The organism is Paenibacillus thailandensis (assembly GCF_042685365.1).
In the GTDB taxonomy this organism is placed as follows: Bacteria; Bacillota; Bacilli; order Paenibacillales; family Paenibacillaceae; genus Paenibacillus_AP; species Paenibacillus_AP thailandensis.
Genome location: NZ_JBHUMY010000009.1, coordinates 74,293 through 91,698, shown reverse-complemented (window position 1 = coordinate 91,698; position 17,406 = coordinate 74,293). Strand labels below are relative to the sequence as shown.

The window sequence follows — 17,406 nt, the reverse complement described above, 5'->3', positions numbered from 1 at the left end:
GGTGGAAGCGCAGCAATGCGTGCAGCTGACGAATACTAATCGGTCGAGGGCTTATCCTAATTATACCCCACAAAGTGAAGCGAAGGCTTCCGGAGCATAATCCAAATACTTTGCGGGGATCCCAAAAAGCAGCTAAAGCGAGAAACATTATTCTTATTCGGTTTTGAAGTTGCAAGTGATTGGAGAGATACCCAAGTGGCTCAAGGGGACCCTCTGCTAAGGGGTTAGACTGCGCAAGCGGTGCGAGGGTTCGAATCCCTCTCTCTCCGCCATCTATATGGCCCGTTGGTCAAGGGGTTAAGACACCTCCCTTTCACGGAGGTAACAGGGGTTCGAATCCCCTACGGGTCACCATCTCATGGAGGGTTAGCTCAGCTGGGAGAGCATCTGCCTTACAAGCAGAGGGTCGGGGGTTCGATCCCCTCACCCTCCACCATTTAACTGACGCGGGGTGGAGCAGCTCGGTAGCTCGTCGGGCTCATAACCCGAAGGTCGCAGGTTCAAATCCTGCCCCCGCAACCAAATTACTTATTATGTGGAGCTGTGGTGTAGAGGCCTAACATGCCTGCCTGTCACGCAGGAGACCGCGGGTTCGAATCCCGTCAGCTCCGCCATTTTTAAACTTTATATGTGCGGTAGTGGTGGAATGGCAGACACGCTATCTTGAGGGGGTAGTGGGCGTACGCCCGTGGAGGTTCGAGTCCTCTCTACCGCACCATTAACGAAACACCGATACATGCGGTCGTGGCGGAATTGGCAGACGCGCTAGATTCAGGTTCTAGTGGTAGCAATACCGTGGAGGTTCGAGTCCTCTCGACCGCACCATATGCGGACGTGGCTCAGTGGTAGAGCATCGCCTTGCCAAGGCGAGGGTCGCGAGTTCGAATCTCGTCGTCCGCTCCATTCTATGTGCCCTTAGCTCAGCTGGATAGAGCATTTGACTACGAATCAAAAGGTCGGGAGTTCGAATCTCTCAGGGCACGCCACTTATTTTCATCAAAGATTACGGGATGTAGCTCAGCTTGGTAGAGCACCTGGTTTGGGACCAGGGGGTCGCATGTTCGAATCGTGTCATCCCGATACGTGTAAAATCCCGCAGAAGATATGGATGAATTGCAGTTGAAGCAATCCATGTCTTATGCGTTTTTATTTGCGGGTGTAGTTCAATGGTAGAACTTCAGCCTTCCAAGCTGATAGCGTGGGTTCGATTCCCATCACCCGCTCCATAATCGCAGTTAACCGGAACCTTTGCGCAGCAAAGGTTTTTTTGTTTTTTGGTTTTTGATCTGATCCGGCGGAGAACGACTTTAAAATCGTAATTTAAAGTTCACACTCCGTTCATAATCGGTTTGTAAGCTAACGCTAAATGCAGGCGCGCCTACCGGCGGCATGCGAAGCAGCAGCTTATTTTTTTTGCCCAATTAATGATAATGATTATCATTGTTGGTCTAGTTTCAAAATGATCGTCCTAGATGACAGTCGTTATGATGCAGGATGGTCCTTATGAATCGAAGGTGTCGCTGAAAGGGGGAGCTGTTTTTAATTGGTTATCGCCCAAACGTTTCGTTAATCAAAAATAAGCCATCATAAAAGGAGTGCATGTCATTGCAATTCGGATTAAGGAAATCGGTCGCTTTTGGACTGATCGTAGCTTTATTGGTGTCTTTGCTGCAAGTCGGCACCGCCGCCGCGGCGACGGAAATAACGAATGAAACCATACCTAACGGGGAGTATGCGGTTGATTTTCGAATTCTGAAAGATAACGATCCGTTTACGGATTCGACGGCGACGCAGTATATGAAAATACCGAGTTCGAAAGGCAAGCTCATCGTTCAGGACGGCGAGATTTGGTTTGAACATGAAATCGAGGCGTCCCAATGGAACTACTTCGAGTACTTGGGCTATAGGCCCGAAGGCGCGGCGAAAACCGTAATTTCAGGCGAAGAAGTGCAAGGCCTCGATCAATACGAGCAAGTGACGGTCAGCGATTCTTCCGTTGAATCCCGGAAAATATTGCGTTACGGCATTGCGGATATCACTAGTCTTCAAGATATCGTGATGCATATTAACATTAAAGATATTCCGGGCTTCGTGTATGACCATTGGTACAACGCGCAATTATCGATCGATACGAGCGGCATTGAAGTGCCTGACGAAGGCGAAGAGCCGGGAGAAGGCGGCGGGTCTTCCGTTACTTTAGAGCAGGTCGAGGAGCTTATCTCGGTGGCTCAAGCGGTGTACGACAGCAGCGTTGAAGGTACCGGGTACGGCCAATATGAGGAAGGAAGCAAAATCATACTGCACGATGCAATCGAGGCCGCCCGCGAAGCGTTAAGCCTAACGTCCGAAGGCGACGAGTCGGCTTACGAAGCGATCTATAATGAATTGTACGAGCAGCTGGAACAGTTTAAAGGCAAGCAAAAACTTGCCGACCTATCGCGGCTGCGCGAGCTGGTTGCCGAGGTACAGTCTTTCGTCGATAGCGTCGATATAGCGGGGACGGCCAACGGCAATCCCGGCGGAACAACGGTGGCGATTGTGGCAGGGGAATACGATGCTTCGACCATTAACCGGATCAAAAACAATTTGGTGACGGCTAACAAATACTTCTCCGATCCGGCCACTACCGATACGCAGGTAAATACGCTCTACAACCGGATTAACGGCGACTACAGCGCGATCGAGAACAAAAAATACGTTGCGAATGAGCCGTTGGGCATTTATGTGTTGGATACGCGGGGAGAGACCGCAACGGAATCGGTGTACGCCCATGAATTGAGCGATACCGTTGACACGATTTCCCGGCAGGAATATTACGATTCGTTTGAAGGGCTATTGGCCAATCTAAAGCTAAACGTAAAGCCCGACAATGATATCGTGTATTGGTTTAACTCCAACGGAGACACTTATTATAACTACGACGACTACAAATCAAGCGAAATGTTATTGAATACGATAAAACGTTCGCCGAACAAAGCGGCGGGCGATAACGTATATCAAGGGCCGATCGCAAGCGGCATCAATTCCGAGAGCTATAAAGATACGGTATGGACGGGATTGGGCTCGATCCGCTATGAAGTAAACGGGGAAGCGCGGACGCTATATATCAGCTTTAACCGTTTTATTCACGAACGATTGAAATCCTCTTTAGCCGAAGCCGTCGCTGTTAGCGAAACGGAAAAGCCCGAGAATATCGAGCAGGAAACGTATGACCGGCTTAAAGCCGACCTGCTGGACGCCATCGACGAGGCGCGCGAAGTTACGGGCAACTTGAACGCTGCTCGTCCAACCATTCTTGCCGCCCAAGAGCAATTGGAAACGGCGGTCGAGCAATTTGAGGAGATATTGCCGCGACAAGAGCTGTATTATTATTCGGCCGCCCATGCCACCGATTCGGCCTTTTCGTCGGTCGACAGCTATTTGGCCAAACCTGCCAAAGTGATGACGGTCTCCGGCGGAGAACATAAAGTAACGCTGACGATCAACGATAGCGCTACGATTACGGGGCTGCAGGTCGAACAAAACAGCGTCTTCGAGGACGTTTACGTGGTGAACGAAGATACCGCAGCCAATAAACGGATCGTTTCGTTTACCGTTCCGGATTTATCCGAAATGATTAACGCCAAAATTAGCGTTTCCGCGCCTTATCAAGGAACGACCTATAAGAACACCTACGATATCCGGTTAAATTTTAACGGTGTCGACAATACGGAATTAAGCGCGGCGTATTTCAGTGCCGCCGCTTTATTGAAGTCGGCCGTGACGGGAACGGGCGTCGGCCAATATCCGGAGGCGGCCAAAGCCGCGTTTGCATCGGCTGTCGCCGAGGCCGGAAAAGCTGCCGTCAACGGCCCGGGCACGGAAGAAGAAACGGCCGCCGCTTTAGCGGCTTTGCGGCAAGCCGAAGACCTATTCAAAAAAGCGGTTATTACCGAAAATCCGGGAACCGGAGAAAATCCGGATACGGGAGGAAACCCCGGAACGGGAACCCCTGGTGAGGACGATGAAATAGCGGATGGGTATTATTATATTGATTTTAAAATTTTGAAGGATGGAACGAACCAAACCTCGATTGCCAACGATTATGTCGTAAGCCCGGCGCTGCTGAAAGTAACGGACGGAAAGTATAATGCATCCTTTACCGTACTAAGGAGTAAAGAGGTTACCAGTATTTCGATCGACGGGAGCAGCGGCAAAGTCGTAAGCAGGGACAACGCCAACAATACGAGAGTCATGTCCTATTCGATTCCAAGCTTGTCGAAAAAAATTGACGCCAAAGTAAAAGTGGATTGGGACGAAATCAATTACCATCATACGTACGACATTCAATTTTTATTTGACGAAGATTCGCTGGAGGTGGCGGACGTCGATTCCGAAGTGATCGGAGGAGACGGGAACGTAGGCCCTCCGGATCTCGAGCTGCCGGAAGAGGATGCGGAAGTAGAGGGCGGAACGGCAACGGGAGGCGAAACGGCCCAAGGGGGCACGTCCGCCGGCGGAAGCGTTTCGTTTACGGATACCGAGGGCCACTGGGCGGCCGATTATATTAGCAGGGGCGTGCAGTTAGGAATCGTAAACGGCTATGCGGACGGAAGCTTCCTCCCGAACGGGACGATTAACCGCGGCGAGTTTATTACGATGATCAGCCGGGCGCTCAAGCTTAGCGACAGCCAAGCCGGTTCTAACGCAACAAGCTTCAAGGACGCGGACCGCATTCCGGCATGGGCAAGTCAGCATGCGGTTCTGGCGGTGGACGCTGGTCTCATTAGCGGTTACGAGGACGGGGCGTTCCGTCCGGGCAATCCAATTACGCGGGCGGAGCTTGCCGTTATCGTCACGCGTGCAGCCAAGCTGGATACGGCGAACGCGCCGCAAACGGCTTTTGCCGACGAAGCCGATATTCCGGCCTGGGCCAGCAAAGAGGTTGCAGCGGCAGTCGAGGCCGGTCTCATTACGGGCAAAGACGGCGGCCGGTTTGATCCTAATGCTCCTGCAACGAGAGCGGAGGCGCTGGCAATGGTTATCCGTCTGGTCGATCTGATCGCGGCGGAAGAGGCAGAAGCCGCAGCAACGGAAGAAGCGGCGGCCGCAGCCTAAACAATAAAGGAAACAGCCTTGGACCGGCCATAACCGGTTCAAGGCTGTTTTTATTCGAATAGAAGATCCGTAAGTTCGGGGTTATCAATTGTCTTTTATTTCTCTCCGAAACGTTTCGACTTTAAGACAACGACTGAGAAGATCGTATCTGCTCGCGGCGCGTTAAAAATCCCCTTTAAGCTTATTGCCGCTTAAAGGGGATTTTGCATTGCCTTTATTAATTAAAGCCAGTCGATGTACAAATCGTATTCCGTGGAATGGATGCCGGATACGTTAACCGCAAGCAATACGGGAACGTTGTCGGACAAATTGTTAACGCCGCTGAACGTAAAGACCGTATTCGAGCCGGAAACGGAACGGTTTGCGGTCGTCTCGTACGTTCCGTCGCCGTTCAGGTCGACCTTTAAGGACGGATAGCTGATCGGCAGCGCCGGGAAGGAAGGCTCATAGTTTTTCAGCTTAAGCGTCACCGTATAGTTTCCTGCCGAACCGGTTACGTCCGCCGCGCCGCCTTCGATATAAGAAGACGCATGGGTCGAAGGCGTCACGCCGTCGCTGCCGAGAAATTGCACGGGATATGAGGCCGCAAAAGCCGGAATCGCGAGAACTAAAGCAAGAGCGAGCGTGAGCGTCATGGTAAACGCCGATTTTTTGAACATTGTCCTTTGTTTCATGGATCAACACTCTCCTTCGATTGATATGATGTTGTCTTATCGTCATCGGGCAATAACCAGTTGCGGGGAAACAAAATGGCTTGACGCACCAGCTCCTTTCTTGTTGGCGGTCCATGGGTCCTGTAAGTAATGATTATCATTCTCAATAGACAATGTAAAAAAAGGGTCTATTGCGATTGTATCGAATGAAGCCTGCAGTCAAGACGCCATGAAACCAAATAGTGAGTTACACCGACATTCTAAAACCGGTATATGAACGGAAAATGAACATTAAATTACAAGTGATTACAAGGAACTTTCCACGGTTTTAGGAGAGCTCTTTTTGTAATCAGAAGTTCATCCTCCGTTCACAAAGCGGGGATAAAATCCAAATGAATTGATAATCAATCTCAATTAAAACCGGAGGTTTAAGCATTGAATAGAAAAAGAAGACGCCGGAAAGCAGCATTCCTTGCGCCTCTTCTGCTCCTCTTTCTTGCGGCGGGGTGCAGCGTGGGGGCAGCGGATGAGGGCGCCGGCGAAGGCAGCCTGGTATACGAAGATTTCGCGGGGCGGAAGGTGACGCTGGATGGCCCGCCTGAGCGGATCGTCGCGTTGGGGAACGGGGAGGTCGACATTGTCTACGCGCTGGGCGGTACCGTCGTCGGGCGTCCCGAAGACAATGACGGGATAGAGGATGAACGTTGGGAAGACGTGCCGGTCGTCGGCTCCGTGCATACCGTCGATCTGGAAAAATTGGCTGTTCTTCGGCCGCAGGTGGTTCTCGGCAATAATCCGATTAATTTGAAGGACGAGGACCAGCTGAAAGGAATCGGAGCGGAGCTTGTGTTAACGCAAGCCAATTCCATTGCCGATATACGGCGCCAAATCGAGCTGATCGGAAGGCTGCTCGGGAAAGAAACGACGGCAGCCGAAATTACAGCCAAGATGGACCGGGAGCTTGAGGCGTTTAAAGCGGAGACGGGAGAGACAAGAGCTTTGGTCGTATACGGCGCTCCCGGGACGTACTTGGCGGCGCTGCCGAACTCCTTGGCCGGTAACTTGCTGGAGACTGCGGGCGGCTTGAACGTGGCGGCCGATTATCCGAGGCTTCAAAGCTACCCGCAGTACGCGCAACTAAATACGGAGCGGGTGGTCGAATCCGACCCGGACGTCATTTTTATCATGACGCATGGCGATTCGGAGGAAGTCCGGCAAGGTTTTATCCGGGAAATGGAAAGCAATCCGGCCTGGAGCGGCTTAGATGCCGTTAAGGACGGGCGCATTCATGTTCTTCCCCCGGACTTGTTCGGCACGAACCCGGGAACCCGGGTTATAGAGGCGCTGAACGAGCTAAGGGGGCTTCTGGAGCCATGAACGTACGGACGAGAAACAAACGCCGGTTATGGATGGGGGCAGGTGCCGCGCCGGTGATGGCGTTGGCGGTTCTTTTCGGAATCGGAAGCGGTTCTGTTTTTATATCGGTACCGGAAGTCTGGAGCATACTGCTGAATGGAGGGGAAGCGGTAAAACAAACGATCCTATGGGATTTAAGGCTGCCGCGCGTGCTCGTCGGACTGCTGACGGGAGCCTGCCTGGCGGCATCCGGCGCTCTGCTGCAAGGCGTCATGCGAAATCCGCTTGCCGATCCCGGCATTATAGGGGTGTCGTCGGGCGGAGGGCTTGCCGCCGTTATTGCGCTGGTGCTGTTTCCCGAATTCGGCTATTTGCTGCCGGGAATCGCCTTCGCCGGAGCGATGCTGACCTCGCTCATCATATATGCTCTGGCTTGGGACGGGGGCAGCTCCCCGGTCAAAATCGTGCTTGCCGGCATTGCCGTAAACGCGCTGCTCGGAGGAATCATGAACGGCATTATGTCGATGAACAGCGACCGCATCCAAAGCGTTATTCCATGGCTCGCCGGAGGGTTAAGCGGAAGAAGCTGGAATCATCTTGCCTTTATGCTTCCGTATGCAGTCGTGGGGATGGCGCTTACGCCGTTTGCGGCCAAAACGTCAAACCTGCTTATGCTTGGCGACCAGTCGGCCCAGTCGCTTGGACAGCATGTGGAACGCCAGCGCTTTCTCATAATCGCTTTGGCCTCTCTGCTGGCGGGGACGGCGGTCAGCGTGGCGGGGCTGGTCGGGTTTGTCGGCTTGATCGTTCCGCATGCCGTCCGCCTGATGATCGGCGACGATTACCGCTATCTGCTGCCGGTATCCATGGCCGGAGGGGCGGCGCTTATGGTTGTCGCCGACACGATCGCGCGCAGCTGGTTCGACCCGATCGAGCTGCCCGCCGGCGTATTGCTGGCATGCCTTGGCGCTCCGTTTTTTCTAGTTTTATTGAAACGAAGGAGGCTGATCGGCTAAATGGCGTTAACGGTTCAAAATCTTTCTTACAAGCTGGAGCACTTCGAGCTGCAGGATATTGAAGCGATAATTCCCGAAGGCCAAATTACCGCCATCGTCGGGCGGAACGGCTCGGGCAAATCGACCTTGCTTCGGATGCTTGCCCGAATCTTGAGACCCGACTGCGGGCAAATCCGGTATAACGGGGAACCCGGCTCGTCCTATTCGCGCAAGGCGTTCGCCCGGCTCGTGGCGCTGCTGGGCCAGGAGAAGGACCACATTCCGGACATTACGGTCCGCGAGCTTGTGGCGCTTGGCAGATCGCCGCGGCAATCCGCATTCCGCAGCCGCTTGTCTCCGGAGGACGAGAAAGCCGTCGATTGGGCTTTATCGGCAATGGGCATTACCCGTAACGAGGATCGCATGTTCCATACATTATCCGGCGGCGAAAAGCAAAAAGCGCGAATTGCGATGGCTCTGGCGCAGGAAGCGGGCATTCTGCTGCTGGACGAACCGACGACTTATCTGGATCTGTCCCATCAGCTCGATTTGATGGAAACGTTGAGAAGCATCAACCGGAAGCTGGGTCTTACCATCGTAATGGTGCTTCACGACCTGCAGCAGGCCGCGGCCTACGGCGATTATCTGATCGCGATGGACGGCGGCCGGATTGCGGCCAGCGGGCCGCCCAAAACCGTGATTGACCGGCGCTTCATGCTGGACGTATTCGGGGTAGTCGCCCGAATCGATATGCAAGGCGCTTATCCGGTCATTATTCCTGTTCCACAACAATTAAAGGAGGAATCGACAATGGTAATTGTCACGAACGTATCGCAAATTACGAAGGGCAGCGGGATGAAGCTGATCGAACGTTTCAACAAAGTGGGCAAGGTGGAAGGAATGAAAGGCTTTCTCGGCCTTGAGGTGATGATGACGGAAAATACGAAGGAGTACGATGAGGTAACCGTCAGCACGAAGTGGGAAAGCAAAGAGGATTTTCAGGCATGGACGCGGAGCGAAGCGTTTCGGGAGTCGCATTCCCACCGCGAGAAGCCGGACTATATTATATCCAACAAGATCGTGTTCTACGATGTGAAGGTCGTCCGCAAGCCGCTGGAGCAGCTTGAACAAACGAGCTGAGTTAATCGTATGAAAGAGGGCCTTCAAGAGAACGTTCCCGCTCTTGAAGGCTTTTTTCAGCGCAGCAGAAGTCGGTTCTTAAGCTTTGTCCGTCAGGACAATGCGCGAGAAGTTCGAACGGAACTTGACGAAAGCGAGAGTTGGCAGGCAGGCCCCCGAGGCACAACGTGGCTTAGGAATAGGGAATGAAAGCTTTGTCCGTCAGGACAACGCGGTTCCAGTATCGTCGGATTGTCGAAGACGGGCCGCGTGGCAGGAACGCCAATTGGGGTGTCAAGAGGGTGCAACCCCTGTGGGTCCCTTCCTCTGGAGGCGATGGGGGAGGCGAAAAAAGGGATTGACAATAAGAAAATATTGGATGCATAATTGATAATAATTATCAATATCATTTAAAGGGCGAAAGGAAGGGAATACGTTGAAAGTTCAAGGACTTGTCTGCTGCTTGCTGGCAGCTTTATGGATAGCGATACTTGCGCCGGGCGCGGGCTCTGCGGAGGCGGCGTTGCCGGACGGAACCTATACGGCAGAGTATGTCGTGCTGCAAGCCGATAACGATTCCGTCTCCATGGCGAACGATTATTGGGAAAAGCCGGCTTCCGTCACAATAAAGGACGGCAAGGCGACGATTCAAATGACGATTAATCATAGCGCGTGGGTTACCGAGTTTAAGGTGCCAAGCGGCGACGGTTATGTCGATACCAAAGTGATCAGCGAAGGGGACGACAAACGAACGGTGGAGTTTACGGCGGACATTACGAGCCCGATCGTATCCAAAATTCACGTCACGGTGCCGGATATCGATTACGATCACGATTATACGATTCGGATCTCGTTCGATCTGGATAGCTTTCGGGCCGTGAAGGCGGCGGAGCCGGCGAGCACGCAGCAGCCCGCGGCCGCCGCGCAGCCGGCGGCAACCGTGGAGCCGACGGCAACCGCGCAGCCGGCGGCGAAACCGGCGGCTGCTCAGCCCGCCGCAAGCCCGGCGCCGGGGGCGGCATCGTCCGGGCAAAAGCAAGCCGCGGCGAATAAGCCGGCGGCGGCGGAAACGCCCGAAACGCCCGAAGCGGCCGCTGCGGCAAGCCCGACCGCCGCGGTAACGCCGCCGGAGACGAAGCAGCCGGCGGAAGCGAAGGCCGAGGCGTCGGCAAGCCCGGAGGAGGCAGGGGCCGCACAGCCGGAGGCGACCGGAACGCCGGCAGCCGGAGGCGAAGGCGCCGAGTCTTCGGCGCAACCGCTCGAGAGCGAAGCCCAAGGGGAGGGAGCGGCGCTTGCCGAAGCGGATGCTGCGGAACAAGGCGAAGCGATCGCAGCGTCCGTTGCCGCGGAAGAAGCGGGGCAGCCATTAAGCGGCGGAAGCCCCGCGGCTACGGCGAACCGGTGGGCGCCGGTGCTTGCCGCCGCTTTGCTGATTGGCGGAGGAGCCTTTTATTTATGGAAAAGAAAGCGCCGGTCATAGCGGGCAAGCGCAGGGGGATATGCGAATGATCAAAAAACGTTTGAAGCTGACGGCCGTCATTGTCGCCTCCGCCATTGTTCTTGCGGGCTGCGGGAACGGGGGCCTCAAGCCGCAAGCCGGCTCTACGGCGACGCCTGCGCCGGCAAGCGCCGCAGCCGCCCCGCAAGAGGCGAAAGAGCGGCGGATCGTTTCCACGACCGTTGCCGTCACGCAAATGCTGGATGCCTTGGAGGTCGATTTAGTCGGCATTCCGACCAGCGTCAAAACGATGCCGGAGCGTTACGAGGGCGTAACGGAGGTCGGCAATCCGATGAGCCCGGACATGGAAATCGTCAAGTCGTTAAAACCGACCGACGTATTGTCCGTCACGACTTTGCAATACGAGCTGGAGCCGGTCTTCGAAAATGCAGGCTTAAATGCCACGTTTCTTGACTTGACCAGCTTGGACGACATGAAAGCCGAAATTACGAAGCTCGGCAATCAATTCGGCAAGCAGGAGCGGGCCGCCGATATCGTCGGCGAGCTCGAGTCGAAGCTTGCGGATATCCGCAGCCGGATCGAAGGGAAGGAGCCGCCGACGGTTCTTATATTGCTTGGCGTTCCGGGAAGCTATCTGGTCGCGACGGAAAATTCGTACATCGGCGACCTGGTCAAGCTGCTTGGAGGCCGAAATATCGTGCAAGGCGAGACGGTCGAATATTTGGCGTCCAACACGGAATATCTCCAGCAGGCCAATCCCGACGTCATTCTTCGCGCCGCGCACGGCATGCCGGAAGAGGTCGTCCAAATGTTCGACGCCGAGTTCGAGAAAAACGATATATGGAAGCATTTCACCGCCGTGCAGACGGGGCGCGTTTACGACCTGGAGGAAGCGTTATTCGGCACGACGGGAAACATGGCGGCCGGCGAAGCGCTGGAGGCGCTGCTGCCGATGCTGTACCCTTAATCCGGCAAAGGACAAAACGAGATGAACAAAAAAACGATCGTATTTGCAATCGCGGTTCTTTTATTGGCCGCAACCGCTTTGTTATCGGCGATGCTCGGAAGCATTCGGGTAAGCTTCGGCGGGCTTGTGCAAGGCCTTATTTTCGGCCAAAACGAACAGGTGGACATTATCCGCGACCTGCGGTTTCCGCGCATTATCGTGTCGATGCTGACGGGAGCGGCGCTGGCCGTTTCGGGCGTCCTGCTGCAGGCCGTCATCAAAAACCCGCTGGCCGAGCCGGGCATTATCGGCATCTCTTCGGGAGCGGGGCTTGTCTCGATTACGGTCGTCACCTTGTTCCCGATGCTTTATTTCTGGTCGCCGCTGTTTTCCGTGCTCGGAGGCGCGCTTGCCTGCTTCCTCGTGTACTCGCTGTCCTGGCGCGTGAACTTAAACCCGCTGCGGCTTATTCTCGTCGGCATTGCCGTTAACGCGACCTTTACCGGGCTCGGCCAGTCGTTCAACTACCGCGGCAGCTATGCGGTGACGACGGTCAATCAAGCGGTCTCTTCCATTTTTACAATGAAAATATGGGATGACGTTTACATATTGGGGCTGTTTGGCGGCATCGGGCTGCTCCTCTCCTTGCCGCTCGGGGGGCTGTGCAACATGCTTGCCTTCCAGGACGAAACGGCGCGAAACCTGGGGCTCCGCGTGGAATGGTCAAGACTTGGCATTTCCGCCGTGGCGGTGCTGCTCGCTTCCGTTGCAACGGCGATCGGCGGCTTAATTATGTTCGTCGGGCTGCTCGTCCCGCATATCGGAAGAGCGCTGATCGGCTCCAATTACAAATTGCTTATTCCTTTTTCCGCCGTAGGAGGGGCGCTGCTTATTCTGGCTGCCGATACGATCGGCCGGACGGCGCTTGCGCCGGCGGAAATTCCCGCCTCGGTCATTATGGCGGTCATCGGCGGGCCTTTTCTTATTATGATGCTGAAAAGAAGCGGCAAACTTAGCCATTAATCGCCTGACGCGGCAGTCACGTCAAAGGAGGGTTAATCCGAAATGAAACAGCTGCTTGTTGCCGACGACGATGCTCATAACCGGACGTTAATCGCGCATTATTTGACCAGAGAAGGCTTTCGCGTGCACGAGGCGCAAAACGGGAAAGAGGCTGTGGAAATTTTGCAAAAGCTTACCGTCGATCTGGCCATTCTCGACGTCATGATGCCGGAGATGAACGGACTTGAATTGTGCGCGCATATCCGCGAAAACTACGATATCCCGATTATATTGCTTACGGCCCGCGGCCAGCTCAGCGACAAGGAACAGGGCTATCTGCACGGCACGGACGATTACATCACGAAGCCGTTCGAGCTGCCGGAGCTGCTGTTCCGGCTGAAGGCGCTGTTCAGGCGGTATTCCTTGGCGTCAAGCGACAAAATCAGGCTTAACCGCCTCGTGATCGACCGGAAAAACTACGAGGTCGTGGACGGCGACGACGTCTTCTTTCCTCCGCTCAAGGAATTTGAGCTGCTTGCCCAGCTGGCGGAATACCCGGGCCGGGTGTTTACGCGCGACGAGCTGATCCGTCTCGTCTGGGGGAACGATTATAACGGGGACGAACGGACGGTCGACGTGCATATTAAGCGGCTGCGCAAAAGGTTTCAAAATCCCGCTCAAGGCTTTGCCATCCAGACGATCAGGGGGATCGGGTACAAGCTTGAGGTGTACGTATCATGAGCTCGCTTTATTTCCGCGTATTCCTGATTACGGTTTATACGATCGCGATCAGCTGCCTGCTCGGCTTGTTTATGGCCAATGCCTACTACCATTGGGAGCTGAAGCACCGGCAGGACGCCAAGCTGTTTGGCGCTGCGCAAAACATGCAGGCGTACATAAGCCAGGTACCGGAAAAGATCGACGACTTTCTCCGCATTACAGCCGGGCTCGGCTATCAGATTTATATGTACGACGAGGAAGGCAACGAGACGTTCTACGGCAACGACTTCGGCATTCGCGACCTCCCCGCCGGGGTGAAGGAAGCCGTACTCGCCGGGAGCGATTATCACGGCATTGCCGATTATCCGTACCATGCGCTTATTCCAAGCTATTTCGACAACCGGCAGAGCAACACGGTAGGCGTGGCCGTAACCGCCGGGCCGGAGCGGTACGCCATGTTTTTACGGCACGATTCCCGCCTGCAGTTTGACGAGCTGCAGCTTTTTTTTGCGCTCATGTTCGGCTTCTCGGTATTGTTCGGCATTCCGTACCTGCTTGTCAGCACCCGTTATCTTGTGCAGCCGATCATCCGCTTGACCGAGGCGACCAAGCGGGTTGCGCAAGGCGACTTTAATTTGAAGCTGCCGACCAAAAGAAGAGACGAAATCGGGCAGCTGGCTTCCCATTTCCGCAAGATGGCGTTTCAACTCGAAAGCTCGGACAAGGCCAAACGGGAGTTCGTCGCCAACGTGTCCCATGAAATCCAATCTCCGCTTGCTTCCATTCAGGGCTATGCGGATTCCCTTCTGCGAAAGGATATCGGCGAGGAGCAAATCCGCCGGTACGCCACCGTCATCGGGCAGGAGGCCCGGCAGCTCGCGGCGCTCAGCAGGCAGCTGCTGCTCTTGTCGACGCTCGACAACGGCACCGAAGCCGTCAGCAGAAGGAGTTATCCGCTTCGGCCGCAGATCAGGCAAGCTCTGCAGCTGCTGGAATGGCAGCTGGCGGAAAAAGAGATCGCCGTCTACATGCGCGTACCGTCTCAGCTGTATATGAACGGGGACGAGGTACTCCTCATGCAAGTATGGTCGAATCTGTTGTCCAATGCCGTAAAATACATACCGGAAGGCCGCACGATCGAAATTAAAGCATTTCGGGAGCAAGGCAGCGTGATCGTATCGGTTGCCGATACCGGCGAGGGCATCGCCGCGGACGAGCTGCCTTTTATTTTCGACCGTTTCTATAGGACGGACAAAGCCAGAAAAAGAGGAGAAGGCAGCACGGGGCTTGGCCTTTCGATCGTGCAGCGGATCGTCCATTTGCACGGGGGAAGCGTAGAAGCGGAAAGCGAAGTCGGGTCCGGCACCGTCTTCCGGGTCCGCATCCCGGATCAGGCCTTTTAAGCCCGTCTTCGAAACGCTAATCACGCGTTCTCACAGCATGTAGCGGATGGCGGACAACAACATCAATCCGGCGATTCCGAAGCAAAGCCGAATCAGCCATTTTTCCTGACGATCGAATATATTCATGGCGTTTCTCCTTTCACATATCTTGCGTTAAACAGAAAGAGCCGGAGCAGCAAGGCGATCGTCGGGACGAGCAGAACGAGGCCGGCCAAAAACGCGATGACGAGCGCCCGTCCCATAGCCGGATTCGTCACGCTGCTTGCAAGCGTCAAATAAGGGTAAAGCAAGTACGGGAGATGCGAAATCCCGTAGCCGAAAAAAGCAAAGGCAAATTGAAGCATGACCATGACGAATGCCGTTCCGTAATTTTGGCGGCGCCAAATGAGCCAAACGGCCGTAATAAAGCATGCCAGGGACAAGCCGAACATCCACCAAAGCTCAAGCGTATTCTCAAAATGGTCCCGATTATGGTTCCGAAGCGCGATAAATACAAAAAGACTGGAGATGATCGTCGGAATTCCTCCCCATAAGGCGAAGGCGCGAAGCCATTCAAGCGCCTTCCGGTCTTCGGCGCTGGCGGCGTAATAGGTCAGGAAGGTCGAGCTGATAAACAGAACGCTCGAGACGGCCAGAAGCACGACCGCCCAAGAGTACGCGCTGAAGAACAACTCCTCCATTAACAGCGTTACGGTATTTCCGCGGACCTCCAAAAAACCGCCTTCCGAAATCGTAAACACGGTGGATAAGGCAGCCGGAATAAAAAGTCCCGTCGCTCCGTAGGCGAGCAAATAAAGATGATTTCGGCCGGCCCCGTAATTCGCGAACGCATAGAAAGAGCCGCGGACGGCGAGCAGGATAAGCGCGATGCTCCCCGGGATCAGCAGCGCGGTTCCGTAATAATAAGCAGTCTCCGGAAAAAAGCCGACGATGCCGACGATAAAAAAAACGAGAAATACGTTCGTCACTTCCCAAACCGGCGACAGATACCTGGAGATGACCGGTTTAATCACCGTTTCGATCCCGATGACTTTGCCGAAATAAGCGTAGAACCCGGCGCCGAAGTCGATGGACCCGACAATCAAGTAGCCGTAAAGGAATAGCCAAAGAACGGTGATGCCTATTTGTTCAAGCGACATTTCCGTGCCCCCTACAAAATAATCCGGCGCTGCTCGAGCTCCAGCTCCGCGGGTTTATTGCGGAACAGCCGGCCGAGAATAAGCAGGCAGACGATCCCGAGCAGCAGGTACAAAGCGGCGAACAGAAAAAAGGTCACTCCGACATTGGGGTTCGTCGTAGCGGCGTCGGACACCCGCATGTAGCCTCTTAGAATCCACGGCTGCCGTCCGACCTCCGCATAAAACCAGCCGAGCTCGATGGCGAACAAAGAAAGGGGCCCTCCCGCCAGAATGCCGCCGAGCATCCAACGGTTGTAAGGATTCCATCGTTTCGCTGCGGCCATCAGCAGGAACAGCGCAGGAACCGCAAACAGGTAGAAGCCGATGCCGACCATGGCGTCGAACAAGTAATGAACGTAGAGCGGAGGCCATAAATCCTGCGGAAAATCGTTTAAGCCGACGACCGTTCCGCCGGGGGAGTGCGTCGCCAGAATGCTAAGCGCCCAAGGGATATGGATCGCTCCCGTAATTTCCAGCGTATCCGGATTGAGCCGGCCGCCGATAATAAGCGGAACCTCGCTGCCGGTTTCGAAATGCCATTCGCCCGCGGCCAGCTTCTCGGGTTGTTCCTCGGCCAGAAAGACGGCGGAAGCATCCCCCATCCAGATGGTGGCCGCCGCCAGGATCAGTCCGGTGATCATATTAAGCCGGATCGATTTTTTGTAATAGTCGTTATCCCGGCCCCGCAGCATGGAGAATGCCGCGATCATGGCGAGCAGAAAGGCTGCCGTGACGTACGCCGACGACAGGACATGCGCCACTTTGGAAGGCGTCGCGGGGTTGAACATGGCGGCGAGCGGATCGAGATTGACGAGCTTTCCGTTCTCAAGCTTAAACCCTTGCGGCGTATTCATAAACGCATTGACCATCGTAATAAAAAGGGCGGATGCCGACGAGCCGACGACGATCGGAAGGGTCAGCAGCCAGTGATAGTACGGGTTGGAGAAACGGTTCCAGGTGTACAGATAAATGCCGAGAAAGATGGCTTCGAAAAAAAACGCGAACGTTTCCAGAAAAAGCGGCAAGCTGATGACATTGCCGGCGAAACGCATAAATTCGGGCCATAACAGGCTTAGCTGCAAGCCGATGCACGTCCCGGTTACGACGCCTACGGCTACCGTAATGACGAAGCCGCGCGTCCAGCGCCGCGCCATAAGCGAATAATGAGGGTCTTTTTTACGAATCCCGATCAATTCGGCGATGGAGATGAAGATCGGGATGCCAACCCCTACCGTAGCGAACAAAATGTGAAAAGCAAGCGTCATTTCCGTCAAGCCGCGGCTCCAATCGACTACATTCACCCGAACCTCTCCTCATTGCATCGTTTTTGGCGTTACCAGATTCATACTCCGGATTAATATCCCTTTCATTGACAAATTGTATTCATTTGCAGCTTTGCCGTTGGCGGTCGTCCGGCGGGACGGTTCGGCCAAAACGGTGGATGCGGGCATCCGAGCGTGTTAAACTATAGAGCAACA

General features: G+C 54.7%; 12 protein-coding genes and 11 tRNA genes. 20 read left to right on the top strand and 3 right to left on the bottom strand.

What is annotated here, in order from left to right:
• The first annotated feature begins 181 nt into the window (after window positions 1-181).
• From ACFSW5_RS10295 to ACFSW5_RS10240, 12 genes are all read left to right on the top strand, one after another.
• A tRNA-Ser gene (locus tag ACFSW5_RS10295) sits at window positions 182-272 on the top strand.
• 7 nt (window positions 273-279) lie between these two features.
• Window positions 280-354 (top strand) — tRNA-Glu (locus tag ACFSW5_RS10290).
• Window positions 355-360: 6 nt separating this feature from the next.
• Window positions 361-436 (top strand) — tRNA-Val (locus ACFSW5_RS10285).
• 9 nt (window positions 437-445) lie between these two features.
• Window positions 446-522 (top strand) — tRNA-Met (locus ACFSW5_RS10280).
• Between the two features lie 15 nt (window positions 523-537).
• Window positions 538-614, top strand: a tRNA-Asp gene (locus tag ACFSW5_RS10275).
• An 18-nt stretch (window positions 615-632) separates the two neighbouring features.
• Window positions 633-718, top strand: a tRNA-Leu gene (locus ACFSW5_RS10270).
• A 20-nt stretch (window positions 719-738) separates the two neighbouring features.
• Window positions 739-825: transfer RNA gene (locus ACFSW5_RS10265), tRNA-Leu, on the top strand.
• A gap of 3 nt (window positions 826-828) precedes the next feature.
• A tRNA-Gly gene (locus tag ACFSW5_RS10260) sits at window positions 829-903 on the top strand.
• Window positions 904-909: 6 nt separating this feature from the next.
• Window positions 910-986 (top strand) — tRNA-Arg (locus ACFSW5_RS10255).
• 20 nt (window positions 987-1,006) lie between these two features.
• Window positions 1,007-1,080 (top strand) — tRNA-Pro (locus ACFSW5_RS10250).
• 72 nt (window positions 1,081-1,152) lie between these two features.
• Window positions 1,153-1,226: transfer RNA gene (locus tag ACFSW5_RS10245), tRNA-Gly, on the top strand.
• A 379-nt stretch (window positions 1,227-1,605) separates the two neighbouring features.
• Complete coding sequence (locus tag ACFSW5_RS10240) at window positions 1,606-5,097, top strand: NEAT domain-containing protein (protein WP_379272291.1); 3,492 nt, start codon at window positions 1,606-1,608, stop codon at window positions 5,095-5,097.
• 221 nt (window positions 5,098-5,318) lie between these two features.
• On the opposite strand, the gene ACFSW5_RS10235 is transcribed toward ACFSW5_RS10240, so the two are convergent.
• Window positions 5,319-5,771 (bottom strand): hypothetical protein, encoded by a 453-nt coding sequence (locus ACFSW5_RS10235; protein WP_379272288.1) that lies wholly within the window; start codon window positions 5,769-5,771, stop codon window positions 5,319-5,321.
• Between the two features lie 414 nt (window positions 5,772-6,185).
• On the opposite strand from ACFSW5_RS10235, the gene ACFSW5_RS10230 reads away from it, so the two are divergent.
• The 8 genes from ACFSW5_RS10230 to ACFSW5_RS10195 all read left to right on the top strand — a co-directional run bounded on the left by ACFSW5_RS10230 (window position 6,186) and on the right by ACFSW5_RS10195 (window position 14,750).
• Complete coding sequence (locus ACFSW5_RS10230) at window positions 6,186-7,127, top strand: ABC transporter substrate-binding protein (protein ID WP_379272286.1); 942 nt, start codon at window positions 6,186-6,188, stop codon at window positions 7,125-7,127.
• Window positions 7,124-8,122 carry a FecCD family ABC transporter permease gene (locus ACFSW5_RS10225; RefSeq protein ID WP_379272284.1) on the top strand — a complete coding sequence of 333 codons (999 nt, stop codon included), beginning with the start codon at window positions 7,124-7,126 and terminating at the stop codon, window positions 8,120-8,122. Before ACFSW5_RS10230 ends, ACFSW5_RS10225 begins: the two co-directional genes overlap by 4 nt.
• Window positions 8,123-9,241: a heme oxygenase gene (gene isdG, locus ACFSW5_RS10220; RefSeq protein ID WP_379272281.1), complete on the top strand. Its 1,119-nt coding sequence runs from the start codon at window positions 8,123-8,125 to the stop codon at window positions 9,239-9,241. It abuts the gene before it with no gap.
• Between the two features lie 415 nt (window positions 9,242-9,656).
• The gene (gene isdC, locus ACFSW5_RS10215) at window positions 9,657-10,700 is read left to right on the top strand and encodes a heme uptake protein IsdC (protein WP_379272279.1); all 1,044 of its coding nucleotides are present in this window, start codon (window positions 9,657-9,659) and stop codon (window positions 10,698-10,700) included.
• 25 nt (window positions 10,701-10,725) lie between these two features.
• Window positions 10,726-11,646, top strand: coding sequence for a heme ABC transporter substrate-binding protein IsdE (isdE, locus tag ACFSW5_RS10210; RefSeq protein ID WP_379272273.1), 921 nt, complete (start codon window positions 10,726-10,728; stop codon window positions 11,644-11,646).
• Between the two features lie 21 nt (window positions 11,647-11,667).
• The gene (locus ACFSW5_RS10205; protein WP_379272267.1) at window positions 11,668-12,648 is read left to right on the top strand and encodes a FecCD family ABC transporter permease; all 981 of its coding nucleotides are present in this window, start codon (window positions 11,668-11,670) and stop codon (window positions 12,646-12,648) included.
• A 42-nt stretch (window positions 12,649-12,690) separates the two neighbouring features.
• A complete protein-coding gene (locus ACFSW5_RS10200; RefSeq protein WP_379272263.1) occupies window positions 12,691-13,368 on the top strand; it encodes a response regulator transcription factor in 678 nt (225 codons plus the stop codon).
• Window positions 13,365-14,750: a sensor histidine kinase gene (locus ACFSW5_RS10195; RefSeq protein WP_379272260.1), complete on the top strand. Its 1,386-nt coding sequence runs from the start codon at window positions 13,365-13,367 to the stop codon at window positions 14,748-14,750. The genes ACFSW5_RS10200 and ACFSW5_RS10195 overlap by 4 nt, the downstream gene beginning before the upstream one ends.
• Before the next feature lie 122 nt (window positions 14,751-14,872).
• On the opposite strand, the gene ACFSW5_RS10190 is transcribed toward ACFSW5_RS10195, so the two are convergent.
• The gene (locus ACFSW5_RS10190; protein ID WP_379272255.1) at window positions 14,873-15,889 is read right to left on the bottom strand and encodes a cytochrome d ubiquinol oxidase subunit II; all 1,017 of its coding nucleotides are present in this window, start codon (window positions 15,887-15,889) and stop codon (window positions 14,873-14,875) included.
• An 11-nt stretch (window positions 15,890-15,900) separates the two neighbouring features.
• On the bottom strand, window positions 15,901-17,229 hold the full coding sequence (locus tag ACFSW5_RS10185; protein WP_379272253.1) for a cytochrome ubiquinol oxidase subunit I: 1,329 nt from the start codon (window positions 17,227-17,229) through the stop codon (window positions 15,901-15,903).
• Window positions 17,230-17,406 lie beyond the last annotated feature (177 nt).

What these genes read in the sequence shown, in the direction of transcription:
- ACFSW5_RS10200 (WP_379272263.1), top strand. Translation starts at nt 12,691, where the DNA reads ATGAAACAGCTGCTTGTTGCCGACGACGATGCTCATAACCGGACGTTA.
- isdE (WP_379272273.1), top strand. Translation starts at nt 10,726, where the DNA reads ATGATCAAAAAACGTTTGAAGCTGACGGCCGTCATTGTCGCCTCCGCC.
- ACFSW5_RS10225 (WP_379272284.1), top strand. Translation starts at nt 7,124, where the DNA reads ATGAACGTACGGACGAGAAACAAACGCCGGTTATGGATGGGGGCAGGT.
- isdG (WP_379272281.1), top strand. Translation starts at nt 8,123, where the DNA reads ATGGCGTTAACGGTTCAAAATCTTTCTTACAAGCTGGAGCACTTCGAG.
- ACFSW5_RS10190 (WP_379272255.1), bottom strand. Translation starts at nt 15,889, where the DNA reads ATGTCGCTTGAACAAATAGGCATCACCGTTCTTTGGCTATTCCTTTAC.
- ACFSW5_RS10195 (WP_379272260.1), top strand. Translation starts at nt 13,365, where the DNA reads ATGAGCTCGCTTTATTTCCGCGTATTCCTGATTACGGTTTATACGATC.
- ACFSW5_RS10205 (WP_379272267.1), top strand. Translation starts at nt 11,668, where the DNA reads ATGAACAAAAAAACGATCGTATTTGCAATCGCGGTTCTTTTATTGGCC.
- ACFSW5_RS10235 (WP_379272288.1), bottom strand. Translation starts at nt 5,771, where the DNA reads ATGAAACAAAGGACAATGTTCAAAAAATCGGCGTTTACCATGACGCTC.